Below are 22,601 nucleotides of genomic sequence, written 5' to 3' on the forward strand. Positions count from 1 at the left end.
ATGAAGCCCAGTATATAACCTGGACTTCTTCTTACCTGTTCAACACTTCAATATACGAAGCATCCCCAGCTGTTCTAATAGTAGAGCGGAAATTATTGTTTTCTAACGTTTCAGCAACTTGTTTTAATTGCTGTGCATCATCGTGATGAATAATTAAACTATCTGCACCACTTTCTTCTATATGAATATGCTCAACATTTCCAATCGCTTCATGTATAGCTTTTAAAAATTCAGGTTTCATATTGTCCTCCTATATGTATGTAACGTCGTTAAATAGTATTTCCTTATTTTTGAAATATAAAAGTAAATGAAAGGAGAAATGAAAATGAATATAACGCAGTTCAAAGAACATATTACATCACTTTTTGAAGAGCATCTTAATAAATACGGTGATGACGAGTAGGGCTTTACTCACATTAGTAAAGAGGAATTTCACAAAATAGGTTACACGACAAATTTGACGCTAGAAACAATTGAAGAAGCGTATAGAAATGGTGTCGATATGATAGTTACACATCATGCACCGTGGAGTTTTCTATTCGGTATGGAAGAGGCTTGTATTGAGAAATTAAAAGAATATGAAATGAATCATTTTTGGATTCATTTGCCGTTAGATTTTGTAAAGTTTGGCACGTGTACGTCGTTATTTAATGAAATTAGGATAGATACAATACTGGAATATTCCACGTATGAGGAAGAAGAGCTACCGGGAATAGGAGAATATAAAGAAGCGATTCCGTTTTCAAATTTAGTTGAAAAACTTGAAGAGAGAATGGAAGAGAAAGTGAAGAACTGGAAAAATCATGACAGGCCAGTAAACCGGATTGCGATATTAACAGGTGCAGGAAACAATACAAACCTTATTGAGCGTGCGCTAGAAAAAGGTTGTGATACGTACATAACGGGAGAAAAAACATTATATACAGTGCAACATGCGAAATTTAAAGGCATCAATTTGATTGTAGGAAGCCACACATTTACAGAAGTATTTGGTGTAGAAAGTTTGGCTCGTAAGTTAAAAGAAAGAGATCGTGCAATAGAGATTATTAGATTAAATGAAGAGCATTTGGAGTGAGGGAGATGGTAACTATATGCGCAAATTATGGGGAATCAAAAGTGAGGTTAACGTGGAAAAAAGATTGTATATTGCCAGAATACGAAAGAATCACGAGTGTTCACGGTTTTTGTTTTCATAATAATAAGGTTTTACTGATAGACCATGAGCAGCGTGGTTGGGACTTTCCTGGTGGGCATATAGAAGAAGGGGAACTACCAGAAGAATGTTTTAAAAGAGAAGCGTGGGAAGAAGGTTATGTAAAAGGAGAATGTACTTTATTTGGATATATTATCGTTGACCATAGTGATAATCCAAATTGGAATGAAAATAGTCCGTATCCAAAAGTAGGGTGTCAGCCGTTCTACCGGATGGAGATTAATGAAGTGCATAAGTTTGACGGTGAGTATGAATCCGATAAAAGGATGTTTGTTAGAGTAGAAGAGAGTGCAGCGTATCATTATAAATGGAATGAATTATATGATGAAATCTTGAAGGAAGCCGTTTTGATAAAATGAAAATTAATTTCTGCAATATTAAGATGTTAGAAGGGATTCTCTTGCGATTGTCAAATAATAGTAAAGTTGTCTTTTGAATTGAGGGAATCTTCGGAATTAAAGGGTGAGAGAATGGACATCTCAATAATTGCTGCACAACTAGTTAAGGAGAAAGTTATTTCACATGATCCAAATAGCGTAAAAGCGTTGAACGGAGGAACGACAAGTACTGTATATTTGTTGGACGAAAAATATGTAGTAAAGCTGAATGAAGCGGAAGTAATACGTGAAGAAGCTAATTTTCTCTCATTTTATGAGGAGAATAGTTTATTTTCAAAGCTTTTGTATAAGGAACCTTTACATACATATTTCGTGTATTCTTTCCTTGAAGGTAATACTTCGTGTAAACAAGGATATAAACGAAGTACGCTTCGTACACTTGTAAAAGAAGTTATCAATAAGTATAAAATGGTTCCAGGGGCAGAAGGCTGGGGATGGAAAGAAAGTCCGGTTCAATCTTGGAATGAATTTTTAACGGCAAATGTGATGGAAGCTTATGAAAATGTAAGACGTTACATAAGTGAGGAAGATTATAGGATTGTCCTTAAACTAGCAAATAGGGACGCCGGAGTAAATCAGCCATTTTTATTACATGGTGATTTCGGATTTCATAATTTTATATTTCGAGAGAATAGGTTACATGGGGTAATTGATCCGTTACCTATTTTAGGAGATCCTTTATATGATTTAATTTATGCGTTCTGTTCAACTCCGGAAGATGTAACAAAAGAAGTGATTGGTTATGCGATAAAACCATGTATATTTCATAAAAAAGAACGAGATTTATATGAGGAAATAGTCATAGGTTTATATTTGCGTATAGATACATGTTTGAGACACCACCCGAAAGATTTAGAAGATTACTTAGAAGCTTGGCGTTATTGGATGGGCGAAATTGAGACGACTTGATGGCACAAATATTGGGAGGGGGAGATAGTGAAATGAATATTTCAGAAGCAAGAAGAGATTTAGCACAAAAAACGAAGAAGGGATTTCCTGTTATACTAGCTGGTCTTTTATTTTGGAGTATAGCGAGCATAACTGGTGTTTTTCTTTCAGAAAAGCAAGTTGTGTGGGTGTATTTAATTGGTATGGGCTGTGTGTTTCCTTTCGGCCTAATGTTAGCTGCCGTATTAAAAATTGATATGTTTGCGAAAGGAAATCCGCTAGGGACTTTAGCGGGAGTAATTGGTGGGATAAATGTATTAAATATTCCGTTTGTATTACTTGCATATTTTCAATTTCCAGAGTGGTTACCTTTTGTAGTAGCGATGTTAATAGGTGTTCATTTTGTACCGTACGTATGGATTTATGAAAGTAAAAGTTATGGGTTATTATCAGTAGGAACTGTATTAGTAACGTCAGTATGTGGGATTCTTTTTGCGGAAAAAGGATTTATCGTAATTCCTATGGCGGTTACAGTTATCTACTTTATTACTCTTATAAGCTTATCAATTGAAAATAAAAAAGCAGAAAACGATCAACAAATATCAGCTTAGCAAAAAATTAAAGGGATAGGGGAATAACTATGAATAATTTCGTTTGTACAACGTGTGGCGTGCAGTATGCAGCGAGTGTGGAAGAACCGGTAAGTTGTGTTATTTGTGATGAGGAGAGACAATATGTTAATCCGAAAGGGCAGTCTTGGACGAGTTTAGAAAACTTGCAAACGAGTGATACATATAAAAATGAAATTATAGAAGAAGAAAATGGGCTTTATAGTATTACGACAAAACCAGAATTTGCGATCGGTCAAACGGCATTTGTAGTAAAAACAGAGTCATATCGTTTGTTATGGGATTGTATTACTTATTTAGATGACACGACAATTGAGAAGGTAAAAGAGTGGGGCGGATTAGATGCAATTGCACTATCCCATCCGCATTATTATTCAACGCAAGTAGAATGGGCAGAAACATTCGATGTACCAATTTATATACATGAAGACGATAAAGAGTGGGTGATGCGTCCAAGTAGTCGTATTATTTATTGGTCTGGTGAGTCTTTACAATTAGCAGATGGGATTACTGTACATCGTCTCGGAGGGCATTTTAGCGGCGGTTCTGTATTACATTGGGAAGAAGGAAATGATGGGAAAGGTATATTATTAACAGGTGATATCATTCAAGTTGTAGCGGATCAGCAGTGGGTAAGCTTCATGTATAGCTATCCAAACTTAATTCCATTACCGGCGAGAAAAGTTGAGGAAATGGCGAATCGAGTGAAACTGTTACAATTTAATCGTTTATATAATGCTTTTCACCGAGTAGTAAAAGAAAATGCAAATGAGGCAGTGGAACGTTCTGCTGAAAGATATATGAAAGCGATAGAAGGAAAGCTGTTTCATACGTAAAAGGAGTGCTAGATTAATGAAAACGTTAGTATGCTTTGGCGATAGTATTACAGCTGATGAAATATTTTTTGATGGAACACCGAGATTAACACCACGTTTGCAAGAGATGTTTCCAAATTGGAAAGTGGTTAATGCGGGTGTTCCAGGTGATAATACTTTCGATGCGTTAAATAGGATAGAAGATGATGTACTATCGCATAAACCAGACTTTGTAACGGTTTTTCTTGGTACAAATGATGCGGTCTCTTTTTCTCAAGTGTCATTACAAGTATACAAAGAAAACTTAGAGAAGATTGTAAGCATGATTTCACCAGAAAAAGTATTACTTATTAGTCCTGCACCAGTTGATGAAGAAAGACAGCATAATAGAACGAATGAAGTACTCGGCCAATATGCAGACGTGGTTGAGGAAGTGGCGAAAGAAACAAGAAGTCATTTTTTAAATTTGTATGCTGAAATGATTCAAGAACAGCATTATAAAAAATTTGTAGAAGATGATGAAAAAGACGGTTTACACTTTGGACCACAAGGTTATGAGTATTTAGCGAAGTTAATTTGTGAAAAATTAAAAGGGATTCTGTAAGAAGCAAAGCTTGGGCGCTTTGCTTTTTTTGTATTCACATAAGTAAAATATAGTATCTTTTCGCAAGGGCATTGTAGCAAGGCAAAAATGCAAACACCTTAATATATTCTAATTAATCACAGAAATAGACAATTCCTGTACTAAATGTTTAGTACCTATAGCACTTTAAAGTACATACATTTTTAATGTGTTAAATATAATTCATAATAGCACCAGTAAGAAGAAAACAAGCGTTACGGTACTATAGAATCTGGTAATTCTAAAAAATGCCAATGTGGTATAAGACAATTAGGGAGGTTAAAGATATGAGTACTTCAAATTTGAGTGAAATAAGTAAACAAATATTAATAGAGGAGGAAACACTGCAATTTTCCTCTTTTACAAATGAAGATGCCTTGCAATTAGGTTTATATATCGTTGAAACAGCAAAGCGAGAGGGGAAATTGATTGCTGTTGATATAGCCAAAAATGGTGTGCAATTATTTCATTTCAAGATGACGGGGACAACTGAGGAAAATACGAAATGGATTGAGCGTAAAAAACGGGTCGTTTCCCTGCATAATCATAGCTCGTATTATATGCAGATAGAAAGTGAAATAAGCGGAGTTCCATATCATGAAAAATACCGTTTAGATGGCTCGGAATATGCTGCGTTTGGTGGATGCTTTCCTATCCAAATAAAAAATGTAGGGGTTATTGGAATGATAACAGTCTCAGGATTACCACCAGAAGTAGATCATGAATTGGTTATAAGAGCAGTTAAAAATCATTTGAATCAATAATAGAAGTAATTTTAATAGTTAAATAAAAAGGCAAAAATGAACATATTCCTGTTCGTTTTTGCCTTTTTATTATTTCTTTTTCGGCCTACGTACTAACTCGCCGCCACAATTTGGGCAAACATTTTGCCTTTCCTCTGTACATGGTGCACAAAATGTACATTCATACACGCATATGTATGCTTCAGAATCAGGCTGAAGGGAATGGTCGCAAATTTGACAGTTTGTTTTCATTTCTAATGCCATAGTAATCCTCCTTGTTATTCGAAAGTTCATAATTTAATTATAATTAACATTGTAGTGGATGTCCTTTTTAAATGAAAAGAAATAAAAGGATTATGTTGTTGTTTGAAATGAAATAGGTCTATTTATTTTAAAATTGATTATTTATTGTAGTTGGAATATTATGAAATAGTCAAAAGACAACAGGGGGTATATATTTTGACTAATAATAACGATTATTTTCATGTAGAAGAGGATACAAATCACAATAGTTTAAAAGCAGATTGTGAAAAGTGTTTTGGTTTATGTTGTGTAGCATTACCGTTCGCAGCGTCAATAGATTTTGCGGTGAATAAAGATGGTGGTAAACCTTGTACAAATTTACAATCAGATTATAAATGTAGTATACATAGAGATCTTAGAGGAAAAGGGTATAAAGGTTGTACAGTGTTTGAATGTTTCGGCGCTGGACAAAAGATTTCTCAAGTTACGTTTAAAGGAATTGATTGGCGGAAAGATGCTCAGCATGCGAGAAAAATGTATGATGCTTTTCCAGTAATGCATCAACTTCATGAAATGCTTTGGTATTTGAATGAGGCTATTCTATTAAAGGCGACGCAGACAATTCATAAAGAGCTGAAGGAAGCAATTGAAGAGACTGAGCGTCTTTCTAATTTAAGTCCAGATGAGTTAATGGAAGTAAATGTGCCATTACACCGTGCAGAAGTGAACATTCTCCTTTTAGAGACGAGTGAATTAGTATGGAAGGAAATGAATGTTGCACGTAAAAAACGAATCAGTCACCGCGGAGCAGACCTTATGGGAGCGAATCTGAAAAAGAAAGATTTACAAGGAGCAAATTTAAGAGGGGCGTACCTTATTGCGGCTAATTTACGAGATGCAAATTTAAGGGGAACGGATCTCATCGGAGCAGACTTGCGTGATGCAGATATTCGCGGGGCAGATTTTACAAATAGTATTTTTCTTACGCAAGTTCAAATTAACGCGGCGAGAGGAGACAAGCATACGAAATTACCGGAAATGTTGTCTCGTCCAGCGCATTGGAGTGCGTAAATTGTATGTAGTGGAGTACAAAGCAGTATACCAATTTGTATAGGATTCCATGATCAAGACCCAATTATGCGAACAGGCAGAGACTAAGTCTCTACCTGTTTTTTTTTATACTATTTTTGCTTTTCAAAAGTAGTAATTATAACACTGCATATAATAAGGATACCACCAATGAAAAAGTTACTGTTTAACGTCTCATTTAACAGGAGCCAGCCAAGTAGCGAACCAACGATAGGCTGAAAGAAGAAAAATAATGAACCGATGCTAGCATCCATTAATTCTAACCCTTTATTCCAAAGAAAAAATGCACCTGCGGTTGAGACGATTCCTAAATAGAGTACGCCTAATACTACATACATGTTCATATGTTCAATAGGATTTGTTTGGAATTCCCATACCATGCACGGTGTAATGAAAAAGAGTGAAAAAAATATTGCGTACGTTGTAATAATTAAAGATGAAAATCGAGCGGAAGCGATTTTTACATAAATGGATAGTAAAGCCCACGTAATAGCGGCTCCAACTAAAATGATTGTACCGATAAAATAGGAGCCGATTTCAATATCCCATCCGATAACGATAATGACACCGATTGTCGCTATTATAGTTGATAAAAGTCTACGAGCAGTTAGTTTCTCTTTTAAAAGGAGCGCTGCAAATATAACCATAAATGCAGGTGTAGCTGATGTCACTAAGGAGCCTGTATGAGCATCGGATAATTTCGTTCCGATAAATTGACATGTGATCGAAATGAAATACCCGATGAATCCAATCCAAGCGAATAATAGCCAATCTTTTTTGTGTATGGTTACTTTTTTCTTTTGCTTTTTTTCAGTTGTTTTCAAAATCGCATATAAAACAACAAAAGCGATAATAAAGCGTAGCCAAACGAGTGTAAGTGGCGGAATAAAGTCGAGTACGTATTTACTAACGACGTACATACCGCCCCAAATACTTGCTGCTAGTGATAAACATATAGCTCCTAAAATGGTTTGTTTCATTTGAATGACCTCCGTCTATTTTTAGGGTTATGATTTATTCCCTAAGACGAGGCATGGTGCACTTGTTATATGGATGCCCGTCTTAGATTATAGACGGCCTACAGGTTGATCGTTTTCGAATGAAGTGTTGTAGTACATGAGCGCATTCCTCCTTCATAATTTTATAATGATATTATAACTCAATTTTCAGTTTATTAGGATGGTTATTGTACGGAGTTGATTCTTTAGAAAATGGTGGTTGTCTAAGAAAGCATAGTATATGGTAGAAAAACATATTTTTAAAATAAAAGAAACCAATTACATAACTGATAAGTATATTAAGAGTAGGATGAAAAAGTAGATTAATAGAGAAAGAGGAGGAGATTTACATTACTACAACTGTTATTTCTCATTTTTATAACGAAGAGTATTTATTGCCGTGGTGGCTTGTGCATCATACGAAACTGTTTGATCATGGCATTTTAATTAATAAGGGTTCAACAGATCGTTCGGTTGAAATTTGTAAAAAATTTGCACCACACTGGGAAGTACGAGATTCTGCAAATCCAGAATTTGATGCACTAGCGACAGATCATGAAGTGATGAGGATAGAACAAGAAGTAGAAGGATGGAAAATGATTTTAAATACGACTGAGTTTCTTTGTGTGCAAGATAAAAATCAGTTTTGGAAATCACTAAATGAATTGGGAGGGAGGATGTATTGGCTGGAAGGGCTTATTATGGTCGATGATCTTAACTATAATTATCCGGACCTTAACTTTGGAATATCTTTAATGAAACAGCGATTTCACGGTTATTTACCAGAAGATTGGGCGTTATGGAGAAGAGGTAGATTTATTCATAATCATGAACACGGAAGTTATACGGTTGGAAGACATTTATCCGCGCATGAATCTATGATTTATCCGCCTCTTGCTTGCATATTATGGTTTGGATTTAGTCCGTGGAACGATGCGATGAGAAAGAGAAAATTACAAATTGGTCCGACTCTTTCTGAAGCTAGTAAGCATGGGGGAATGGGAACGCATCATATTATTACACCTGAAAAATTAGAAGAATGGTATAGGGATTTAGCGAGAGGAACGAAGGATTTACGTTTTAGTGATGCATATCAGTATGTTTTTGTATAAATGATTCCCACCATAAAATTGTTTCTTCAATTCCTGTATTTAGATCGTATGTTGGTTTCCAGTTTACTTCAGTTTTTAAACGTTCTACATTAACGCCGACAAATAAAGGTTCATCTTTAGAGAAAGGGATCGCACCTAATTTAATTAAATGTTCTTTTCCTATCTTTTTAGCAATGATAGAAGCTAATTCTTTAATTTGTACAGATTGACCAGAAGCGATATTGATTGTGCCTGTAACATTGCGTTCTAATACTGTTACGAGAGCATCAGCGACGTCACCCACATGGAGGAAATCTCTTGATTGTTTTCCATGTGTACATAGTGCTTCCTCATTTTTTAATAAAGAAGTGATAATGTTAGAAACGAGCCGATTTCCTTGTTCGTGAGGGCCATACATATGAAAAATGCGTCCCCAACATACGCTGAGGCTGGTTTGCCCAGCGTATGATTGTAGCCAGGAATGTAGTGTGTTTTTACATAATGAATACGGGGTTTTATAGGAAAGAAGCGGTGAATCTTCAAATAATACGCCGTTAAACCATTCATACTCTGCGCCAGTACCTGCAACAATGACTCGCTTTCCACCGCATGTTGTAAAGTGTTGAATCAATGAGATACTGGATGTAAGCCAATAATAATTATTAATAGATACATAACACGCTGGCGGCACTGCTTCCCAAGCTAAATGAATGAGATGACTAGGCTTAATGTCGTAAATGAGTTTTTTTACTTCTTCATCGCAATGTAAGTTTACTTTATGCCAATCGCAAGAAAGGTGAGAAGGCTTATTTGTATGGAAAGTGGCGTGCACTTCATAGCCCTTTTGTATAAGAGAATTTACAACATATTTACCAATCCATCCACTACCGCCTGTTACAAGGATTTTTTTCATGGCTCAATTACCTCAACTTCTGGAATCGTTACTAAAAATTTGCCGCCCCATTCACGAATGAAAGAGCATTCTTTCATAATTTCGTCTTTCAAATTCCAAGGAAGTATGAGAATGTAATCAGGTTTTGTACGTTTTATTTCTTCAGGAGATTGTATTGGAATGCGGGTTCCTGGTAGAAGGAGACTTTGTTTGTGAGGGTTTTTATCTACAGTATAATTTAGAAATTCTTTTCCTATCCCGCAATAATTTAAAAGGGTGTTTCCTTTAGCTGGAGCGCCGTAACCGATAATTTGTTTGTTTAAAGCTTTTGCTTCGATAAAAAACTTTAAAATACTTATTTTCAATTGTGCTATGCGTTTAGAAAAAAGGAGATAGCAATCTAAAGTATCTAGCCCGTAATCTATTTCTTTTTGGATTATATTTGTAACACTGGAATGGATAGTGGATGAGTCACTGTGATGGTTTACAAAAATACGCAATGAACCACCGTGCGTTGCAAGTTCTTCTACCTCGACAATTTGTAAATGATGATGAGCTAAAACTTTTTGAAGACTTATAAGAGAGAAGTAAGAGAAGTGCTCATGATAGATTGTGTCAAACTGTTTAAAGGATATGAGGTTTAATAAGTGCGGGAATTCAATTGTTATCGTGCCATCTTGTTTTAATAATGTTTTTAAACCGGCAACAAAATCATGCAAGTTTGGAACGTGTGCTAATACGTTATTTGCGACGATTAAATCAGCTTGTGGTAATTTTTTTGCTAAGTCATTGCTGAAAAAATTCACTTCAGTAGGAATTCCTTTTTGGATAGCGATTTCTGCTACATTTTTTGCTGGTTCAATTCCTAACGTTTTGATATTTTCTTTTTGAAAGTATTGTAATAAGTACCCGTCGTTACTTGCGATTTCAATCACTTTCGAATGGTTTGTTAAGTTGAAACGCTTAATCGCCATTTCTACATATTGCTTAGCGTGTAGTAGCCAACTGGAGGAATAAGAGCTAAAGTATAAATAATCATGAAAAATATTGTGGGGAGATTCAAATTCATCTAATTGTACAAGTAAACAAGAGTTACAAACAAACGTGTGTAGCGGATAAAATGGCTCCATTTTATAGGAGTGTTCTGGAGCTACAAATGAGTTAGCGAGAGGAGAAACGCCTAAATCTAAAAAAGTATTTGTTAGTAATGAGTGGCAAAAACGGCATTTTTTCTGTTCCATTTTATAGCCCCCTTATAAATTTTTGAATGCATCGATTTGTTGTCGCGTGAATGATTCTATATTTTCACCGGATGCATATTTTTCGTACCATTCAACGGTCCAAGCGATAGCATTTTCTGTGGATAGCTTAGGAGTCCAGTCCAGTTTATTTACTGCTTTTGTACTATCGAGTGTTAAAATAGGTGATTCATAAGGAGTATTTATAGTGGGAGAAAGTATTGTTAATGGTTTATTCCATAATTTTATTACAGATTGAATGACATCATGGACGGTTCTGTTAGCCTCGTTAATTGGTCCGAAATTCCATGCTTCTGCATACTCTTTATGCTTCCAAAGTTTCTCAGCTAAAAGGATATATCCATGTAAAGGATCCAAAACATGTTGCCACGGTCGGATAGCATTTTTGTTTCGAATACTTAAAGGACGGTCTTGTAAATATGCACGAATGATATCTGGGAATAAGCGATTTTCTGCCCAATCACCACCACCGATGACATTGCCTGCTCTTACTGAGGCGAGTGAAAGGGTGTTCGTGTGAAAAAAAGATTTTTGATATGATGTTGCAACTAATTCAGCGCAAGCCTTACTAGCACTGTATGGATCATAGCCCCCTAAACGGTCGGATTCTACAAATGCTCGATTACCGCTCCCATCATTCGCATAACATTTATCACTCGTAACATTAATAATGAGACGTACGCTTTCGACGTACTTTGCTGCTTCTAATACGTGAACAGTGCCTAAGACGTTTGTTTTAAATGTATCAATAGGATCTTTGTATGAAGTGGTGACGATTGGTTGAGCTGCTAAATGAAATATCATATCAGGTTTGTGCTGTTTTATGGCATGGAATAAAGAATCGTAATCTGTAATGTCTCCTTCAATTGTAATGCACTCTTTTGCTGCGTTACATTGTTCAAAAAGGTTAGGAGTTGAGGGAGGGTGAGAAGAGTAGCCGATTACTTCTACACCTAAAGAAGTTAAAAAAAGGGTGAGCCATGAGCCTTTAAAGCCAGTATGTCCTGTAATAAATACTTTTTTCTTATTCCAAAAAGATGATGAAGTCATATTACCAGACCTTCCATGGAGCGTCATTATTTTCCCATAGCTCGACTAATTTATTTTTATCGCGCAATGTATCCATGGGATGCCAAAAACCAGTATGCTGAAATGCTGCCAGTTCATTTTTGTTTACTAACTGAACTAAAGTTTCGGTTTCCAAAACAGACTTATCTCCACTAATGTAATTGAAAATATCATGATTTAAAACAAAAAATCCACCGTTAACCCATCCACCATCACCTAGTGGTTTTTCTTGAAAGGATGTGACAGATTGTTTATCTAAAACGAGAGAACCAAATCTACCAGGAGGTTGTACGGCTGTAACAGTAGCCATTTTTCCGTGTTTTTTATGAAATGCAATAAGTTCTTTTATATTTACATTACTTAATCCATCACCATAAGTGAGACAGAAAGGTTCGTCTCCAACATAATTTTTTATCTTTTTAACTCGTCCACCTGTTTCGGTATTTAGACCAGTATCAATTAATGTAACTTTCCATGGTTCTATAGGATGAGAATGGCTAGTAATTGTGTTATCGCTTAAATGTATTGTGAAATCTGACATGTGTAAGTTGTAATTTAGAAAAAACTCTTTAATTGCATATCCTTTATAGCCTAAGCAAATAATAAACTCAGTGATCCCATAATGGCTAAACAAACTCATAATGTGCCATAGAATAGGTTTTGTTCCAATCTCAATCATAGGTTTTGGTTTTAAATGTGTTTCTTCCCCAATTCTTGTACCGTATCCACCAGCAAGAATAACAGCTTTCATTTTTTCCTCCTAAAATAAAAATTTATAATATATACAGTATTCATATTTTATGCAAATGAGATTGTTTTTGATTAAGCGGATGAAATGGTGTGAGGTGATGACCATGCAAAAAACATTATGGTTTAAACTTTGGAAATAATTCTTGATATTCAGGATTATTACGGAGGTCTTGAGTTACGTTACTAAGCTCTAAAAAACGTGTTTCCAGTTCTTCAGGAGATTGACCGTAATGTGTTTGGAGTCCCATTTGAACACCTATTTTTGAAAGGGTAGGTGTAATTTGTAATTTTCTTGCCTTTGACTGTTCATTCCAAGGGCTAAAATAAAATTTTAAAATAAATGAAGGATAGTCATAAACTATATTCCCGTGCCGCGAATAATGTCTACCAGGTAAATATGCACCATCTAGATGATTGTGAATAAATCTCCAGGCACATCCGAGTTTTGGGTTATAAGGGAAGACGCCGTGGTATCGTTGTTCTACTAATGGGATAGAGTATCTTGGCTTTGAATAATTGTACTTATGGCTATCTATCATTAAAATCATTCTAATCGCATACATATTTTGTCCTAGTGCATGAAGAGATGAGAAAAACTCTTCTGTATTATTACAACAAAAGAATTCAGTAGTATTTAAAACGATTTTCCAACCTGAAATTTCTCTTTCAATTCCCATCACTTCAATATCAGTATTTGTTGGATCAAACTCAAGAAATCTGGAATCTCGCACTTCCCAGTGGGGTGCGAATAATTTACAAATCTCTACGGAACGATCAGTAGAACCTCTATTAATTAATATGCCGTGATCAAATATTTTTGTATGATGCATAAGCCACCATGGAAGTAGGTATTCTTCATTATAAAAATGAGAAATGATAGTTTTTTTAATATTAATCTCCTCCTATACAAGCAATCGTTATTAGTAAGGTATGCTGTTAAATAAGAAAGGTTGAAAGGAAAAAGCTGTATAGTTATAGATTAATTGTTTTTATTAATAAAGGATGAAATTTAGAAATTTGTGAATGATAACCATCACGTTTGACTGTACAGTTTATGTATTGTATGATAATAGTAATATAAACAAGGGGGGGGAAGATCGTTGGGAAGGTGTATCGAATCGGACAGTTGGCTCTCATGGCTCACGTGTCGAAACGAACGATTGATTATTATACGAATCTAGGTATCTTAAAAGCGGAGCGATCTCAATCTAATTATCGCTATTACGACGAAACAGCATTTGAGACATTACAATTTATTGAGAAGTGCAAAGAAATGCATATGCCGCTTTGTGAGATTAAAGAGAAAATCGAGGAGAAGAAGAAGCTGCTCGGTATCAATGAACACGTTTCGAAACAAGTGAATGAAGTGACAGACCATATTCATCGATTAGAAGCAGAGTTAACGGAGTTAAAGCCGCTTTTAGATGAATTGACTGATTCACAACGTGAAAAAATATCGAAATCTTTATCTGGTCAAACGACAGCTTTAATACAGACACTTGCTCTATTATTATAGAATAAGTGAAATCCGACCTCTTTAATTTTTGTATCGGGCTATGTTTTCTAACGAACAAATAAGAAAACATTATAGTATACAGGAGGTGGACACCTTAGTTTTTTAACTAAGGGGATTCATTGGAAATATTTAATTTAGTCATGGTTGCGATTTTAATCGCATTTACTGGATTTTTCGTAGCAGCAGAGTTTGCGATTGTTAAGGTACGTTCAAGTCGCATTGATCAGCTTGTTGCGGAAGGGAAACGCGGTGCTTTAGCAGCGAAAAAGGTAACAACAAATTTAGATGAATATTTATCTGCTTGTCAATTAGGTATTACAGTTACAGCTATGGGATTAGGTTGGTTAGGTGAACCGACAATCGAAAAGTTATTACACCCGTTATTTGAGAAATGGAACATAAATCCTTCTATTTCATCAGTATTAACTTTTGGTCTTGCTTTTATGCTAATGACATATTTACACGTTGTAGTAGGGGAATTAGCTCCGAAAACGCTGGCAATTCAAAAGGCTGAAAAAGTAACGTTGTTATTGGCAACTCCGTTAATGATGTTCTATAAAATCATGTATCCATTTATTTGGGTATTGAACGGTTCAGCTCGTGTTATAACTGGTTTATTCGGTTTGAAACCAGCTTCTGAACATGAAGTAGCTCATACAGAAGAAGAATTACGTCTTATTCTTTCGGATAGCTATGAAAGTGGCGAAATTAATCAAGCTGAATACAAGTATGTAAATAATATCTTTGAATTTGATAATCGCATTGCGAAAGAAATCATGGTACCGCGTACAGAAATCGTTGGTTTCTATCTTGAAGATTCAGTAGAAGAACACATGAAAGTAATCCAAAATGAACGATACACACGTTATCCGATTTTTGGAGAAGATAAAGATGATATTATCGGTATGGTCAACGTAAAAGATTTCTTTATTCGATATATGAACAACGATCAAGAAGATTTATCATCGATTCGCACGTATATGCGTCCGATTATTGAAGTTATGGAAACGACTCCAATTCATGATTTATTACTGCAAATGCAGAAGAAGCGAATTCCAATGGCTGTTTTATATGATGAGTACGGAGGAACAGCTGGAATTGTAACGCTGGAAGATATATTGGAGGAAATCGTCGGCGAAATTCGTGATGAATATGATGAAGATGAAGCACCACCAATTCAACATGTGAACGAGTATCATAAAATTGTTGATGGAAAAGTGCTTATATCAGAAGTAAAAGATTTGTTTGGATTACACATTGAAGAAGACGATGTGGATACAATCGGTGGATGGATTATGATGCAAAATCATGAAATAGAAGAAGGACAATACGTTGAAGCAGAAGGCTATGAATTTAAAGTGTTAGAAAAAGATGCTTATCAAATTAAACGTGTTGAAATTCAAAAAATGGAACAAGAACAAGAACAAGAGAAAGCAGCAACTGTGTAAGTTGCTGCTTTTCTTCTGACACATAATAAAATGTGAAATTAGGAGCGGATATTTTGATTCAAGTAGCCTTACGTGTATATCGATTACAATTGTATACGATCTTTAGTGGTTTACTACTAATGTGGGCGGTTACTCCGTTTGGGAAACAAGTGACAGGATTCGGTATTGGTTTAGCAGTTAGCGCATATTGTCTTTGGCTATTAGCTCGCAGAGTGGAGAAATTAGGAAGAAGTATCGTGATGAAAGAAAAGGCTCCTGGATTAGGAGTTTTAAACCGATTTGCAGCCGCAATATTAGGGGCTATCATTATGTATGAAATTGAGCATGAAATGGAAATGTGGGCATTTGGTACTGGAATATTAGGTGGACACTTTTTAATGATTGCGAATTTAGCCTATGCAAATATGCAGTTAGTAAAAGAAGAAGAGAAGCAAAGAGAACAAGCTTCGAAAAACATAGGGTTATGAGGAAAGGGACCTAATCAGGTTCCTTTTTTGGGTTTAAAAATAAATGATATAATACGAGTGAATTACTGGTACTTATCGAATTTACGCCAAACATAATACGCTTATTTTTGAGGCATTTCAATAGTATGAAAAAAAATTTAAAAAAATTTAAAAACCCATCGATTTCTAAAGCTTATGTATGTTATCATGACAAAAGACTTTTTGAAAGAGGTGGATACCAATGTTACAAGCGTTACTTATTTTTGTGCTTCAAATTATTTATGTTCCAATTTTAACAATCCGTACGATTTTGCTTGTAAAGAATCAAACAAGATCCGCTGCTGGTGTTGGATTGTTAGAAGGAGCTATTTACATTGTCAGTTTAGGTATTGTGTTTCAAGATTTATCAAATTGGATGAACATCGTTGCCTATGTCATTGGCTTTAGTACGGGACTTTTATTAGGCGGTTATATAGAGAATAAATTAGCAATTGGTTATATTACGTATCAAGTTAGTTTACTAGACCGTTGTAATGAATTAGTAGATGAATTACGTCACTCTGGATTCGGTGTTACGGTATTTGAAGGTGAAGGAATTAATTCTATACGTTATCGCTTAGATATCGTTGCAAAGCGCTCTAGAGAGAAAGAACTTTTGGAAATTATTAATGAAATCGCACCGAAAGCGTTTATGTCTTCTTATGAAATTCGTTCGTTTAAAGGTGGATACTTAACGAAGGCGATGAAGAAGAGAGCGTTGTTGAAGAAGAAGAAAGATGAACATGCATCGTAAGAAAAAGGGAGTAGTATGGCTTAAAATAAGTTTATAACCATAATCCTATATGAATACGAAAATGTAAAAGAGAGGAATCTATTTTAAAAAAGATTCCTCTCTTTTTTAAAAAAATAATTTATCGTATAATTCTAAAAAAATTTAAAGTTATGTATGATTATTTTTTATTGCTCTTTCTCAAATTAACAATTAGCCATATAGCTTGAATAATTATCGGTAATATAAATGCAATTAATAAAACGATAAATGCTACTAATTTCAGCTCGGGTGTTTGAGTAACACCAGTACCATCAACCTCTCTTAGCCAAATGATAGCTGCCAATATCCCAAAAATGGTAATCCAAAATATGTTACCAATCCACCAAAAAATCCATCGTCTTTTCATATTAGCACCTCTTATATTTACCCTCTGTTAAAAGTATATTTACGTTCGTTACATTTAAATGAAATAATTATAAAATTAATTTTTTTCAACTGTATATCTAACTTGTTTAAAGGTTGCCATGTCTCCATCTTCGTTATCATCTTTCGTTTGCAAAAGTTGAACTCTTGGCTTGTAGTCCGTCCTATGAGCGTGTTCGATATCTTTAATGTTAAGTCTGTAGGATTCACCATTATTTATTTTTTGTTCCAATACTTTTTTATTGGCTACATAAATAAAAGTCACTTTATTTTCATCAATGCCCTCGGTCTTAATTTCTAATTCATTATCTTTTGTTGTAATCGTGGGTGTTAATAATTCAATACTGCCGTTTCCAGTTTCTAAAGACTGTTCTACTATAGTTGAACATCCGCATAATGTGATTAGGATGAATAGAAAAAGGCTAAATCCTTTTATCTTTTTCACAAGATCCCCCCTAATTTAAAAACCTTTTGATTTGTCATTCCTAGACCGTTAGTGTGGAACATAGATAAATAGCTATTAATCTGACAATATTATACCATAATATGTAAAATGTAACAGGTGTATATTTACTTTAAGGGATAGCTTCAGGATTTTATGTTTTTTATCGTATTGAAAGATACGTTTATTATTGTAAATTCGCATTTCCTAATTCTTGAAAATTGTAATTTTTTAAAGGTGTTTTGTATCTTTACATAGGGATTCATGTTCTTTAGAAATAAGTTTTTTAGTATATAAAATATGTAATGCAATAAAGCTGATAAGTCCAAATGTACCGAAAATAAGCCAAGGTGCATACATTCCGTTTAAGTTCGATGTAAACGATGTACCGGTATAATTACCAACGATAAAACCAAATGCGAGTGATAGTTGATAAAATCCGAAATAAGTAGCTGTATACGATTCGTTACTGTAATTTGCAATAGCGATATCAGCGTTAGGTAATACGAGCGTTTCACCGATTGTAAATAAAATTACACAAATAAATAGCCAATATGGATGTTGGAATAAAGGAATGAGTAAAAAGGAAATACCCATTAATAAAACACCGTATTTAATAATAGAAAGTGTGTTGTATTTATGAAAGAGTTTCCGGAATAATACCATAAATATGACGCCTGTTATTGCATTTATCGTAATAACTAGTGTAGCGAGCTGGTTGCTATGACTAATGTTTTTCATATGAAGTGGAAGTGCGACAGTAAGCTGAGTAAACATAATGTAGAAGAAAATCATAATAAATGAAAATAAAAGAAAGGTTTTATTTTGTAAGATTGCCTGTATTCCTAATGTAATAGACGTGTTTTCAGTAGAGACTTGGAAGTGATTTTTAAGCAAGTAAAAGATAAGAGAGAATAACAGCATAAGAGATCCTGTTAGAGAAAAAGCATAGATTGGATCGAGTAAGAGTAAGAACCCTCCTGCAATTGGTCCGATTATTGCACCGCAATTAAAACTAAGGTTTAAATATGTAAATAAATTTTTTCTCATATGAGCTGGTTGTGAGCCGAATATGGCGCGAGCAGCAGGTTCATAAAATGCAGTCCCAAAACCGATAAGTGCGGAAGAAATAGAAATTGTATAGAAATCAGAGCATATTCCTAAGGCTATAAATCCGATTCCTCTTAAAAATAATCCGGCTATCATCATAATGATATAACCTGTTTTATCCGCGATTAGCCCTGAGAATAAAGGGATAATTCGAGATGTGATTGTCATAACTGTTAAAACTGTTCCTACTTGCATCGCTGAAAAGTGGAGAAAATTTAATAGATAAATAGCTAAAAAGGCATATACCGCAAAATAACCAAAAGACATGAAAAATGAAGCAATAAGCATGAAACGTATCGGTATTGAGAAAATTTTCATAGAACTCCTCCTAATTTTGTAACCAGTAAAATTAATTGGTGGTTAACGATTTTATATTATAATTATACATAAAGTTAGAAAAAAGTAAATTTTAAGAAAAAGGTGGATGGAATTGAATCAAAACGCACCAAATGAATTAGAATATATTCGGGGATTTTTAAATACATGGAGAATACCAAATGATACGAGAGAGCCAATTGATTTGCTACAAACAGAAGGTGATATAAAGCAATTTATGAAAAAATATTTTCATGAAGAGTTTTCATTTCATACAATAGATGAATTAAAAAGTTTTCGAGAAGACATTCGGTTAACAATTGAAGGCGAAGGATCGTTGCAAAAATGGTTAGAAAAATACCCATTTCATGTACATATAAAGGGAGATATGAAAAGTGTTACATATGAACCGGTGCAAGAAGAGAATGTGTATACAAAAGTATTGAGTATTGTGTTAACGGCGATTCAAGAAAATTTGTGGGGAAGGTTAAAAGCATGCCCAGATTGTCGCTGGGTATTTTATGATCATTCGCGTAATGGAAGTAAAAGATGGTGCGGTATGTATGCTGGGGAAGAAGGCGGAAGAGCGTGCGGTACGATTGCAAAAGTGAAAAATTACCGAGCGAAGAGAAAAGGAAGATCGGGTTATAATGTGTAATTTATTTATGTGAAGAAAAAATCGGTTGGGGGAATGTAGGATATGGAAGGCACACAAATGTTAGCTTTAAATAAAAAGTGTTGGGATACAGTTGCACCATATTTCTTTCAAGTTGATTGTTTACCAAAATACGGCCCGTATACAGCGTCTGAAGATGAAATTCATCTATTTGATTCAATCAGAAATAAAAAGGTTCTTGATATTGGATGTGGGAGTGGGCACTCATTGCAATATATGGTGGAACATGGGGCAGAGGAATTATGGGGTCTTGATCTTTCAAGTACACAAATTGAAACGGCACATGAAACGTTAAAAGGCTGGGATCCAAAGTTAATATGTGGAGCAATGGAAGAAGAAGTGGAAATTCCGAAAGAGTATTTTGACATTGTATATTCCATCTATGCATTAGGTTGGACTTCAAATTTAGGAAAAACATTAGAACTTATTTACTCATATTTAAAGCCAGGTGGAAGCTTTATTTTTAGCTGGGAGCATCCGATATATTCAAATTTACTGTACGGAACAGAGGAGATTGTTTTAAATTCCTCTTATCATGAAGAAACTCCTATTACGTTTGAAACATTTAAAGGGGAAGATGTACAAGCGACATTATATAAGCGAAAAATGAGTACATACATAAATGAGTTAAATAGAGTTGGTTTTACAATTGAGAGAATAGAAGAACCTGAACCATCTAGCGTATTTGATGGAGAAATAGCAGAGCCTTCTACGAAGTATTATTCTTTATATAAAGCTAGGATGGTGCCGACGACGTTCATTATTAAGGTAAGGAAGTAAATAATGCTGCATAAAGAAGGGGAAAAAATGAGTCATATTAATATGGTGAAAATTGGTGAAGTGCAAAACTCTATAGATGAAAAAGTGTACAGTAATTGGGGAAGTGTTATTTCTAACATTAATATATATCCAGAGTATATTGGAGGATTAGCTGGCCTTGAGGATTACTCTCATGCAATTGTTATTTTTTATATGAATGATTTCCAGGAAGAAAATAACGAGTCGTGGGCTAGAAAGCCAAGGGGACTAAGTGATTTAGATGAAAAGGGATGTTTTGCGCAACGGACAAAGTATCGTCCAAACCCCATTGGAATTACTACTGTTGAAATATTGTCCATTGAAAATAATGTTATGACTGTGCAAGGATTAGACGCTAATGATCAAACGGCTATTTTAGATATAAAACCATATATTTCTGCTTTTGATGCAAGGGAAAATGTTAGTGTTCCAGATTGGATGAATAAATTGATGCAAGATTATTTTTAATGCTAATACAAAAAGATTTGCAGTTCATAATTGCAAATCTTTTTGTATTAAATATTGTATGCATGGTTTATTTATCTCTTCGGTTGAAAAATATGCTGAAAAAAGTATTTGTGATGTAAGTTATCTACAACTTTATTTGCTTGATATGTGCGGTGTTGTTCGAGTCGAAGTCTTTGCTCCATCATTTTTATTGCGTGATCTGATAAACGTAACATTGTACCAGTCTCCTTTTCTATAAATATAGTTTTCTGATTGATATCGATTCCATATTTATAACTAAGGAGGCAAAGTGTGTAACATAGGCAAAAAGCACCTTCCTCTCCCATTACGCTTACGAGGTTAGCTGTCGGACTCGGGAAGTGAGAGTTTCCCTACTTAAAAAAGATTCGCCCCAAGTAGCATAGCTACAAAAATGGTTCCCCCGCTCCAAAATTTGGATTCAGCAAAAGGTTGTATAAAGTAAAAAATAACATAAATAAATAATTAAGTCAAACTATTTTGTGTTTTCTGTCTTTTTAGTTGCGTAAGGATCATGCCATCAGGTAGTGTTGTATCTGTTACTTCAATGAAGCTGTGTTTTTTATATAATGCGAGAGCTGGAGTATTGGCTTTACCTGTTTGTACAATGTATGTCATTGAAGACGAGAACATGTTAAATATATAAAGTAGCAGTTTCGTTGCGATTCCTTTTTGAAAAAAATTGGGCGATACAACTAATCTGTGGATATCGATTAGTTCTTCTTCTTGTATAAAAGAAATAAAGCCGACGAGTTTATTTTCAGAGAAATATCCATAGAATGTTTCATCACAATTTTGAATATCGTTTACAGTATCATATAAACGAGGTATTGCAGTACTGTTTAAAAAGTCTGCTTCAATTTTATAAGCTGGAAGTTGAACATTTAAAATGGATGTTGCTACTTCATAAGAAGTGGGAAGTAATTTATGAATCATAGATAATAACGCCTCCTTTAAATATGATATATTAATATAATTGATTTGTGGGTAAGTTTGACAATTTTTTTCTTTTTTGCATATAATATATGTATCTCCATACATAAAATGTTCGTAGGTATATTTCTATAGTAGGATATGGTTAGCGTAGATAAATACGTAATCTTATATAAGAGTTTAGCTACTCTTGTATTTGATAATACAAACTATAATAGAAATGAGGGACTAAAAATGGGATGGATTATTACATTAATAGTTGGTGCTATTATAGGTATAATTGCTAGTTCTATAACGGGTAAAAATTTTCCAGCTGGTATGTTTGGAAATATAATTGCTGGTTTACTAGGAGCTTGGTTAGGTAGTAGATTATTTGGATCTTTTGGGCCATCATTTGGTGGGATTCATGTCGTGCCAGCATTATTAGGTGCAATTGTGTTAATTCTTATTGTATCATTTGTAGTAAAAGTTGCAAGAAAATAAAGGCTATTACTGATTGTTTTATAAAGCCCTTTTAGGGCTTTTCCTAATTAGAGAG

General features: G+C 34.5%; 29 protein-coding genes, 1 pseudogene and 1 riboswitch. Of the genes and pseudogenes, 17 read left to right on the forward strand and 13 right to left on the reverse strand.

From position 1 onward, the window contains the following. Positions 1–31 precede the first annotated feature (31 nt). Positions 32–241 carry a hypothetical protein gene (locus tag CQ058_RS23405; RefSeq protein WP_002014052.1) on the reverse strand — a complete coding sequence of 70 codons (210 nt, stop codon included), beginning with the start codon at positions 239–241 and terminating at the stop codon, positions 32–34. A gap of 84 nt (positions 242–325) precedes the next feature. Here CQ058_RS23405 and CQ058_RS23410 point away from each other — a divergent pair. The 7 genes and pseudogenes from CQ058_RS23410 to CQ058_RS23440 all read left to right on the forward strand — a co-directional run bounded on the left by CQ058_RS23410 (position 326) and on the right by CQ058_RS23440 (position 5,329). Next, positions 326–1,075: pseudogene (locus CQ058_RS23410) on the forward strand (Nif3-like dinuclear metal center hexameric protein). 5 nt (positions 1,076–1,080) lie between these two features. Then, positions 1,081–1,572 carry an NUDIX hydrolase gene (locus CQ058_RS23415; RefSeq protein WP_105590002.1) on the forward strand — a complete coding sequence of 164 codons (492 nt, stop codon included), beginning with the start codon at positions 1,081–1,083 and terminating at the stop codon, positions 1,570–1,572. A gap of 111 nt (positions 1,573–1,683) precedes the next feature. Continuing rightward, on the forward strand, positions 1,684–2,520 hold the full coding sequence (locus CQ058_RS23420) for a phosphotransferase family protein (protein ID WP_002190217.1): 837 nt from the start codon (positions 1,684–1,686) through the stop codon (positions 2,518–2,520). A 32-nt stretch (positions 2,521–2,552) separates the two neighbouring features. After that, positions 2,553–3,110, forward strand: a complete 558-nt coding sequence (locus tag CQ058_RS23425) for a DUF7010 family protein (RefSeq protein WP_033733137.1) — start codon at positions 2,553–2,555, stop codon at positions 3,108–3,110. Positions 3,111–3,139: 29 nt separating this feature from the next. Further along, on the forward strand, positions 3,140–3,964 hold the full coding sequence (locus CQ058_RS23430) for an MBL fold metallo-hydrolase (RefSeq protein ID WP_002190213.1): 825 nt from the start codon (positions 3,140–3,142) through the stop codon (positions 3,962–3,964). Positions 3,965–3,980: 16 nt separating this feature from the next. Next, complete coding sequence (locus CQ058_RS23435) at positions 3,981–4,547, forward strand: SGNH/GDSL hydrolase family protein (protein ID WP_105590003.1); 567 nt, start codon at positions 3,981–3,983, stop codon at positions 4,545–4,547. Between the two features lie 305 nt (positions 4,548–4,852). Further along, entirely contained in the window at positions 4,853–5,329 is a 477-nt protein-coding gene (locus CQ058_RS23440; RefSeq protein WP_002033314.1) for a heme-degrading domain-containing protein, read from the forward strand. A gap of 69 nt (positions 5,330–5,398) precedes the next feature. Here CQ058_RS23440 and CQ058_RS23445 read toward each other — a convergent pair whose 3' ends face one another. After that, positions 5,399–5,572 carry a DUF1272 domain-containing protein gene (locus CQ058_RS23445; RefSeq protein ID WP_001162783.1) on the reverse strand — a complete coding sequence of 58 codons (174 nt, stop codon included), beginning with the start codon at positions 5,570–5,572 and terminating at the stop codon, positions 5,399–5,401. A 195-nt stretch (positions 5,573–5,767) separates the two neighbouring features. On the opposite strand from CQ058_RS23445, the gene CQ058_RS23450 reads away from it, so the two are divergent. Further along, the gene (locus tag CQ058_RS23450) at positions 5,768–6,622 is read left to right on the forward strand and encodes a pentapeptide repeat-containing protein (protein ID WP_002190211.1); all 855 of its coding nucleotides are present in this window, start codon (positions 5,768–5,770) and stop codon (positions 6,620–6,622) included. Between the two features lie 110 nt (positions 6,623–6,732). Here CQ058_RS23450 and CQ058_RS23455 read toward each other — a convergent pair whose 3' ends face one another. Beyond that, on the reverse strand, positions 6,733–7,620 hold the full coding sequence (locus CQ058_RS23455) for a DMT family transporter (protein ID WP_002190209.1): 888 nt from the start codon (positions 7,618–7,620) through the stop codon (positions 6,733–6,735). A gap of 344 nt (positions 7,621–7,964) precedes the next feature. Here CQ058_RS23455 and CQ058_RS23460 point away from each other — a divergent pair, with 344 nt between their 5' ends. Then, positions 7,965–8,750, forward strand: a complete 786-nt coding sequence (locus tag CQ058_RS23460) for a glycosyltransferase family 2 protein (protein ID WP_080019314.1) — start codon at positions 7,965–7,967, stop codon at positions 8,748–8,750. Here the strand turns inward: CQ058_RS23460 and CQ058_RS23465 are convergent. The 5 genes from CQ058_RS23465 to CQ058_RS23485 all read right to left on the reverse strand — a co-directional run bounded on the left by CQ058_RS23465 (position 8,719) and on the right by CQ058_RS23485 (position 13,588). Next, positions 8,719–9,642, reverse strand: a complete 924-nt coding sequence (locus CQ058_RS23465; protein WP_002190207.1) for an NAD-dependent epimerase/dehydratase family protein — start codon at positions 9,640–9,642, stop codon at positions 8,719–8,721. The two genes, CQ058_RS23460 and CQ058_RS23465, sit on opposite strands and share 32 nt — an antisense overlap. Next, positions 9,639–10,862 (reverse strand): class I SAM-dependent methyltransferase, encoded by a 1,224-nt coding sequence (locus CQ058_RS23470; RefSeq protein ID WP_002190206.1) that lies wholly within the window; start codon positions 10,860–10,862, stop codon positions 9,639–9,641. The genes CQ058_RS23465 and CQ058_RS23470 overlap by 4 nt, the downstream gene beginning before the upstream one ends. A 12-nt stretch (positions 10,863–10,874) precedes the next feature. Continuing rightward, entirely contained in the window at positions 10,875–11,930 is a 1,056-nt protein-coding gene (gene rfbG / locus CQ058_RS23475; RefSeq protein WP_033708046.1) for a CDP-glucose 4,6-dehydratase, read from the reverse strand. Between the two features lies 1 nt (position 11,931). Further along, positions 11,932–12,699: a glucose-1-phosphate cytidylyltransferase gene (rfbF, locus tag CQ058_RS23480; protein ID WP_002014025.1), complete on the reverse strand. Its 768-nt coding sequence runs from the start codon at positions 12,697–12,699 to the stop codon at positions 11,932–11,934. 115 nt (positions 12,700–12,814) lie between these two features. Then, positions 12,815–13,588 carry a glycosyltransferase family 2 protein gene (locus CQ058_RS23485; protein ID WP_078176817.1) on the reverse strand — a complete coding sequence of 258 codons (774 nt, stop codon included), beginning with the start codon at positions 13,586–13,588 and terminating at the stop codon, positions 12,815–12,817. A gap of 218 nt (positions 13,589–13,806) precedes the next feature. Between CQ058_RS23485 and CQ058_RS23490 the strand changes: the two genes are divergently transcribed. The 4 genes from CQ058_RS23490 to CQ058_RS23505 all read left to right on the forward strand — a co-directional run bounded on the left by CQ058_RS23490 (position 13,807) and on the right by CQ058_RS23505 (position 16,901). Then, positions 13,807–14,214, forward strand: a complete 408-nt coding sequence (locus tag CQ058_RS23490; protein ID WP_025149265.1) for a MerR family transcriptional regulator — start codon at positions 13,807–13,809, stop codon at positions 14,212–14,214. A gap of 119 nt (positions 14,215–14,333) precedes the next feature. Next, positions 14,334–15,662, forward strand: coding sequence for a hemolysin family protein (locus CQ058_RS23495; RefSeq protein WP_105590004.1), 1,329 nt, complete (start codon positions 14,334–14,336; stop codon positions 15,660–15,662). 53 nt (positions 15,663–15,715) lie between these two features. Continuing rightward, positions 15,716–16,129, forward strand: coding sequence for an ATP synthase subunit I (locus tag CQ058_RS23500; RefSeq protein ID WP_002190205.1), 414 nt, complete (start codon positions 15,716–15,718; stop codon positions 16,127–16,129). Between the two features lie 220 nt (positions 16,130–16,349). After that, positions 16,350–16,901, forward strand: coding sequence for a DUF2179 domain-containing protein (locus tag CQ058_RS23505; protein ID WP_002190204.1), 552 nt, complete (start codon positions 16,350–16,352; stop codon positions 16,899–16,901). 157 nt (positions 16,902–17,058) lie between these two features. Here the strand turns inward: CQ058_RS23505 and CQ058_RS23510 are convergent, their stop codons facing one another. The 3 genes from CQ058_RS23510 to CQ058_RS23520 form a co-directional block, all read right to left on the reverse strand. Next, positions 17,059–17,286, reverse strand: coding sequence for a DUF3923 family protein (locus CQ058_RS23510; RefSeq protein WP_002190201.1), 228 nt, complete (start codon positions 17,284–17,286; stop codon positions 17,059–17,061). 75 nt (positions 17,287–17,361) lie between these two features. Then, a complete protein-coding gene (locus CQ058_RS23515) occupies positions 17,362–17,748 on the reverse strand; it encodes a hypothetical protein (protein ID WP_105590005.1) in 387 nt (128 codons plus the stop codon). 228 nt (positions 17,749–17,976) lie between these two features. Next, positions 17,977–19,173 (reverse strand): MDR family MFS transporter, encoded by a 1,197-nt coding sequence (locus CQ058_RS23520; RefSeq protein ID WP_105590006.1) that lies wholly within the window; start codon positions 19,171–19,173, stop codon positions 17,977–17,979. Positions 19,174–19,285: 112 nt separating this feature from the next. Here CQ058_RS23520 and CQ058_RS23525 point away from each other — a divergent pair, with 112 nt between their 5' ends. From CQ058_RS23525 to tsaA, 3 genes are read left to right on the forward strand one after another with little or no spacing between them, the layout of a single operon-like run. Then, positions 19,286–19,828: a CGNR zinc finger domain-containing protein gene (locus tag CQ058_RS23525; protein WP_002142532.1), complete on the forward strand. Its 543-nt coding sequence runs from the start codon at positions 19,286–19,288 to the stop codon at positions 19,826–19,828. Positions 19,829–19,870: 42 nt separating this feature from the next. After that, positions 19,871–20,626 (forward strand): class I SAM-dependent methyltransferase, encoded by a 756-nt coding sequence (locus tag CQ058_RS23530; protein WP_002185342.1) that lies wholly within the window; start codon positions 19,871–19,873, stop codon positions 20,624–20,626. 27 nt (positions 20,627–20,653) lie between these two features. Further along, positions 20,654–21,112, forward strand: a complete 459-nt coding sequence (gene tsaA, locus CQ058_RS23535) for a tRNA (N6-threonylcarbamoyladenosine(37)-N6)-methyltransferase TrmO (RefSeq protein WP_002167946.1) — start codon at positions 20,654–20,656, stop codon at positions 21,110–21,112. Positions 21,113–21,183: 71 nt separating this feature from the next. Here the strand turns inward: tsaA and CQ058_RS31890 are convergent, their stop codons facing one another. Both CQ058_RS31890 and CQ058_RS23545 read right to left on the reverse strand, forming a co-directional pair. Then, on the reverse strand, positions 21,184–21,327 hold the full coding sequence (locus CQ058_RS31890) for a hypothetical protein (RefSeq protein ID WP_000945246.1): 144 nt from the start codon (positions 21,325–21,327) through the stop codon (positions 21,184–21,186). Between the two features lie 97 nt (positions 21,328–21,424). Further along, positions 21,425–21,567, reverse strand: a riboswitch (cyclic di-AMP (ydaO/yuaA leader). Positions 21,568–21,595: 28 nt separating this feature from the next. Then, positions 21,596–22,066, reverse strand: a complete 471-nt coding sequence (locus CQ058_RS23545) for a GNAT family N-acetyltransferase (protein ID WP_002128309.1) — start codon at positions 22,064–22,066, stop codon at positions 21,596–21,598. 231 nt (positions 22,067–22,297) lie between these two features. On the opposite strand from CQ058_RS23545, the gene CQ058_RS23550 reads away from it, so the two are divergent. After that, positions 22,298–22,546 (forward strand): GlsB/YeaQ/YmgE family stress response membrane protein, encoded by a 249-nt coding sequence (locus CQ058_RS23550; protein ID WP_002014007.1) that lies wholly within the window; start codon positions 22,298–22,300, stop codon positions 22,544–22,546. Positions 22,547–22,601 lie beyond the last annotated feature (55 nt).

The organism is Bacillus sp. MYb56 (genome assembly GCF_002976445.1).
Taxonomy (GTDB): domain Bacteria; phylum Bacillota; class Bacilli; order Bacillales; family Bacillaceae_G; genus Bacillus_A; species Bacillus_A mycoides.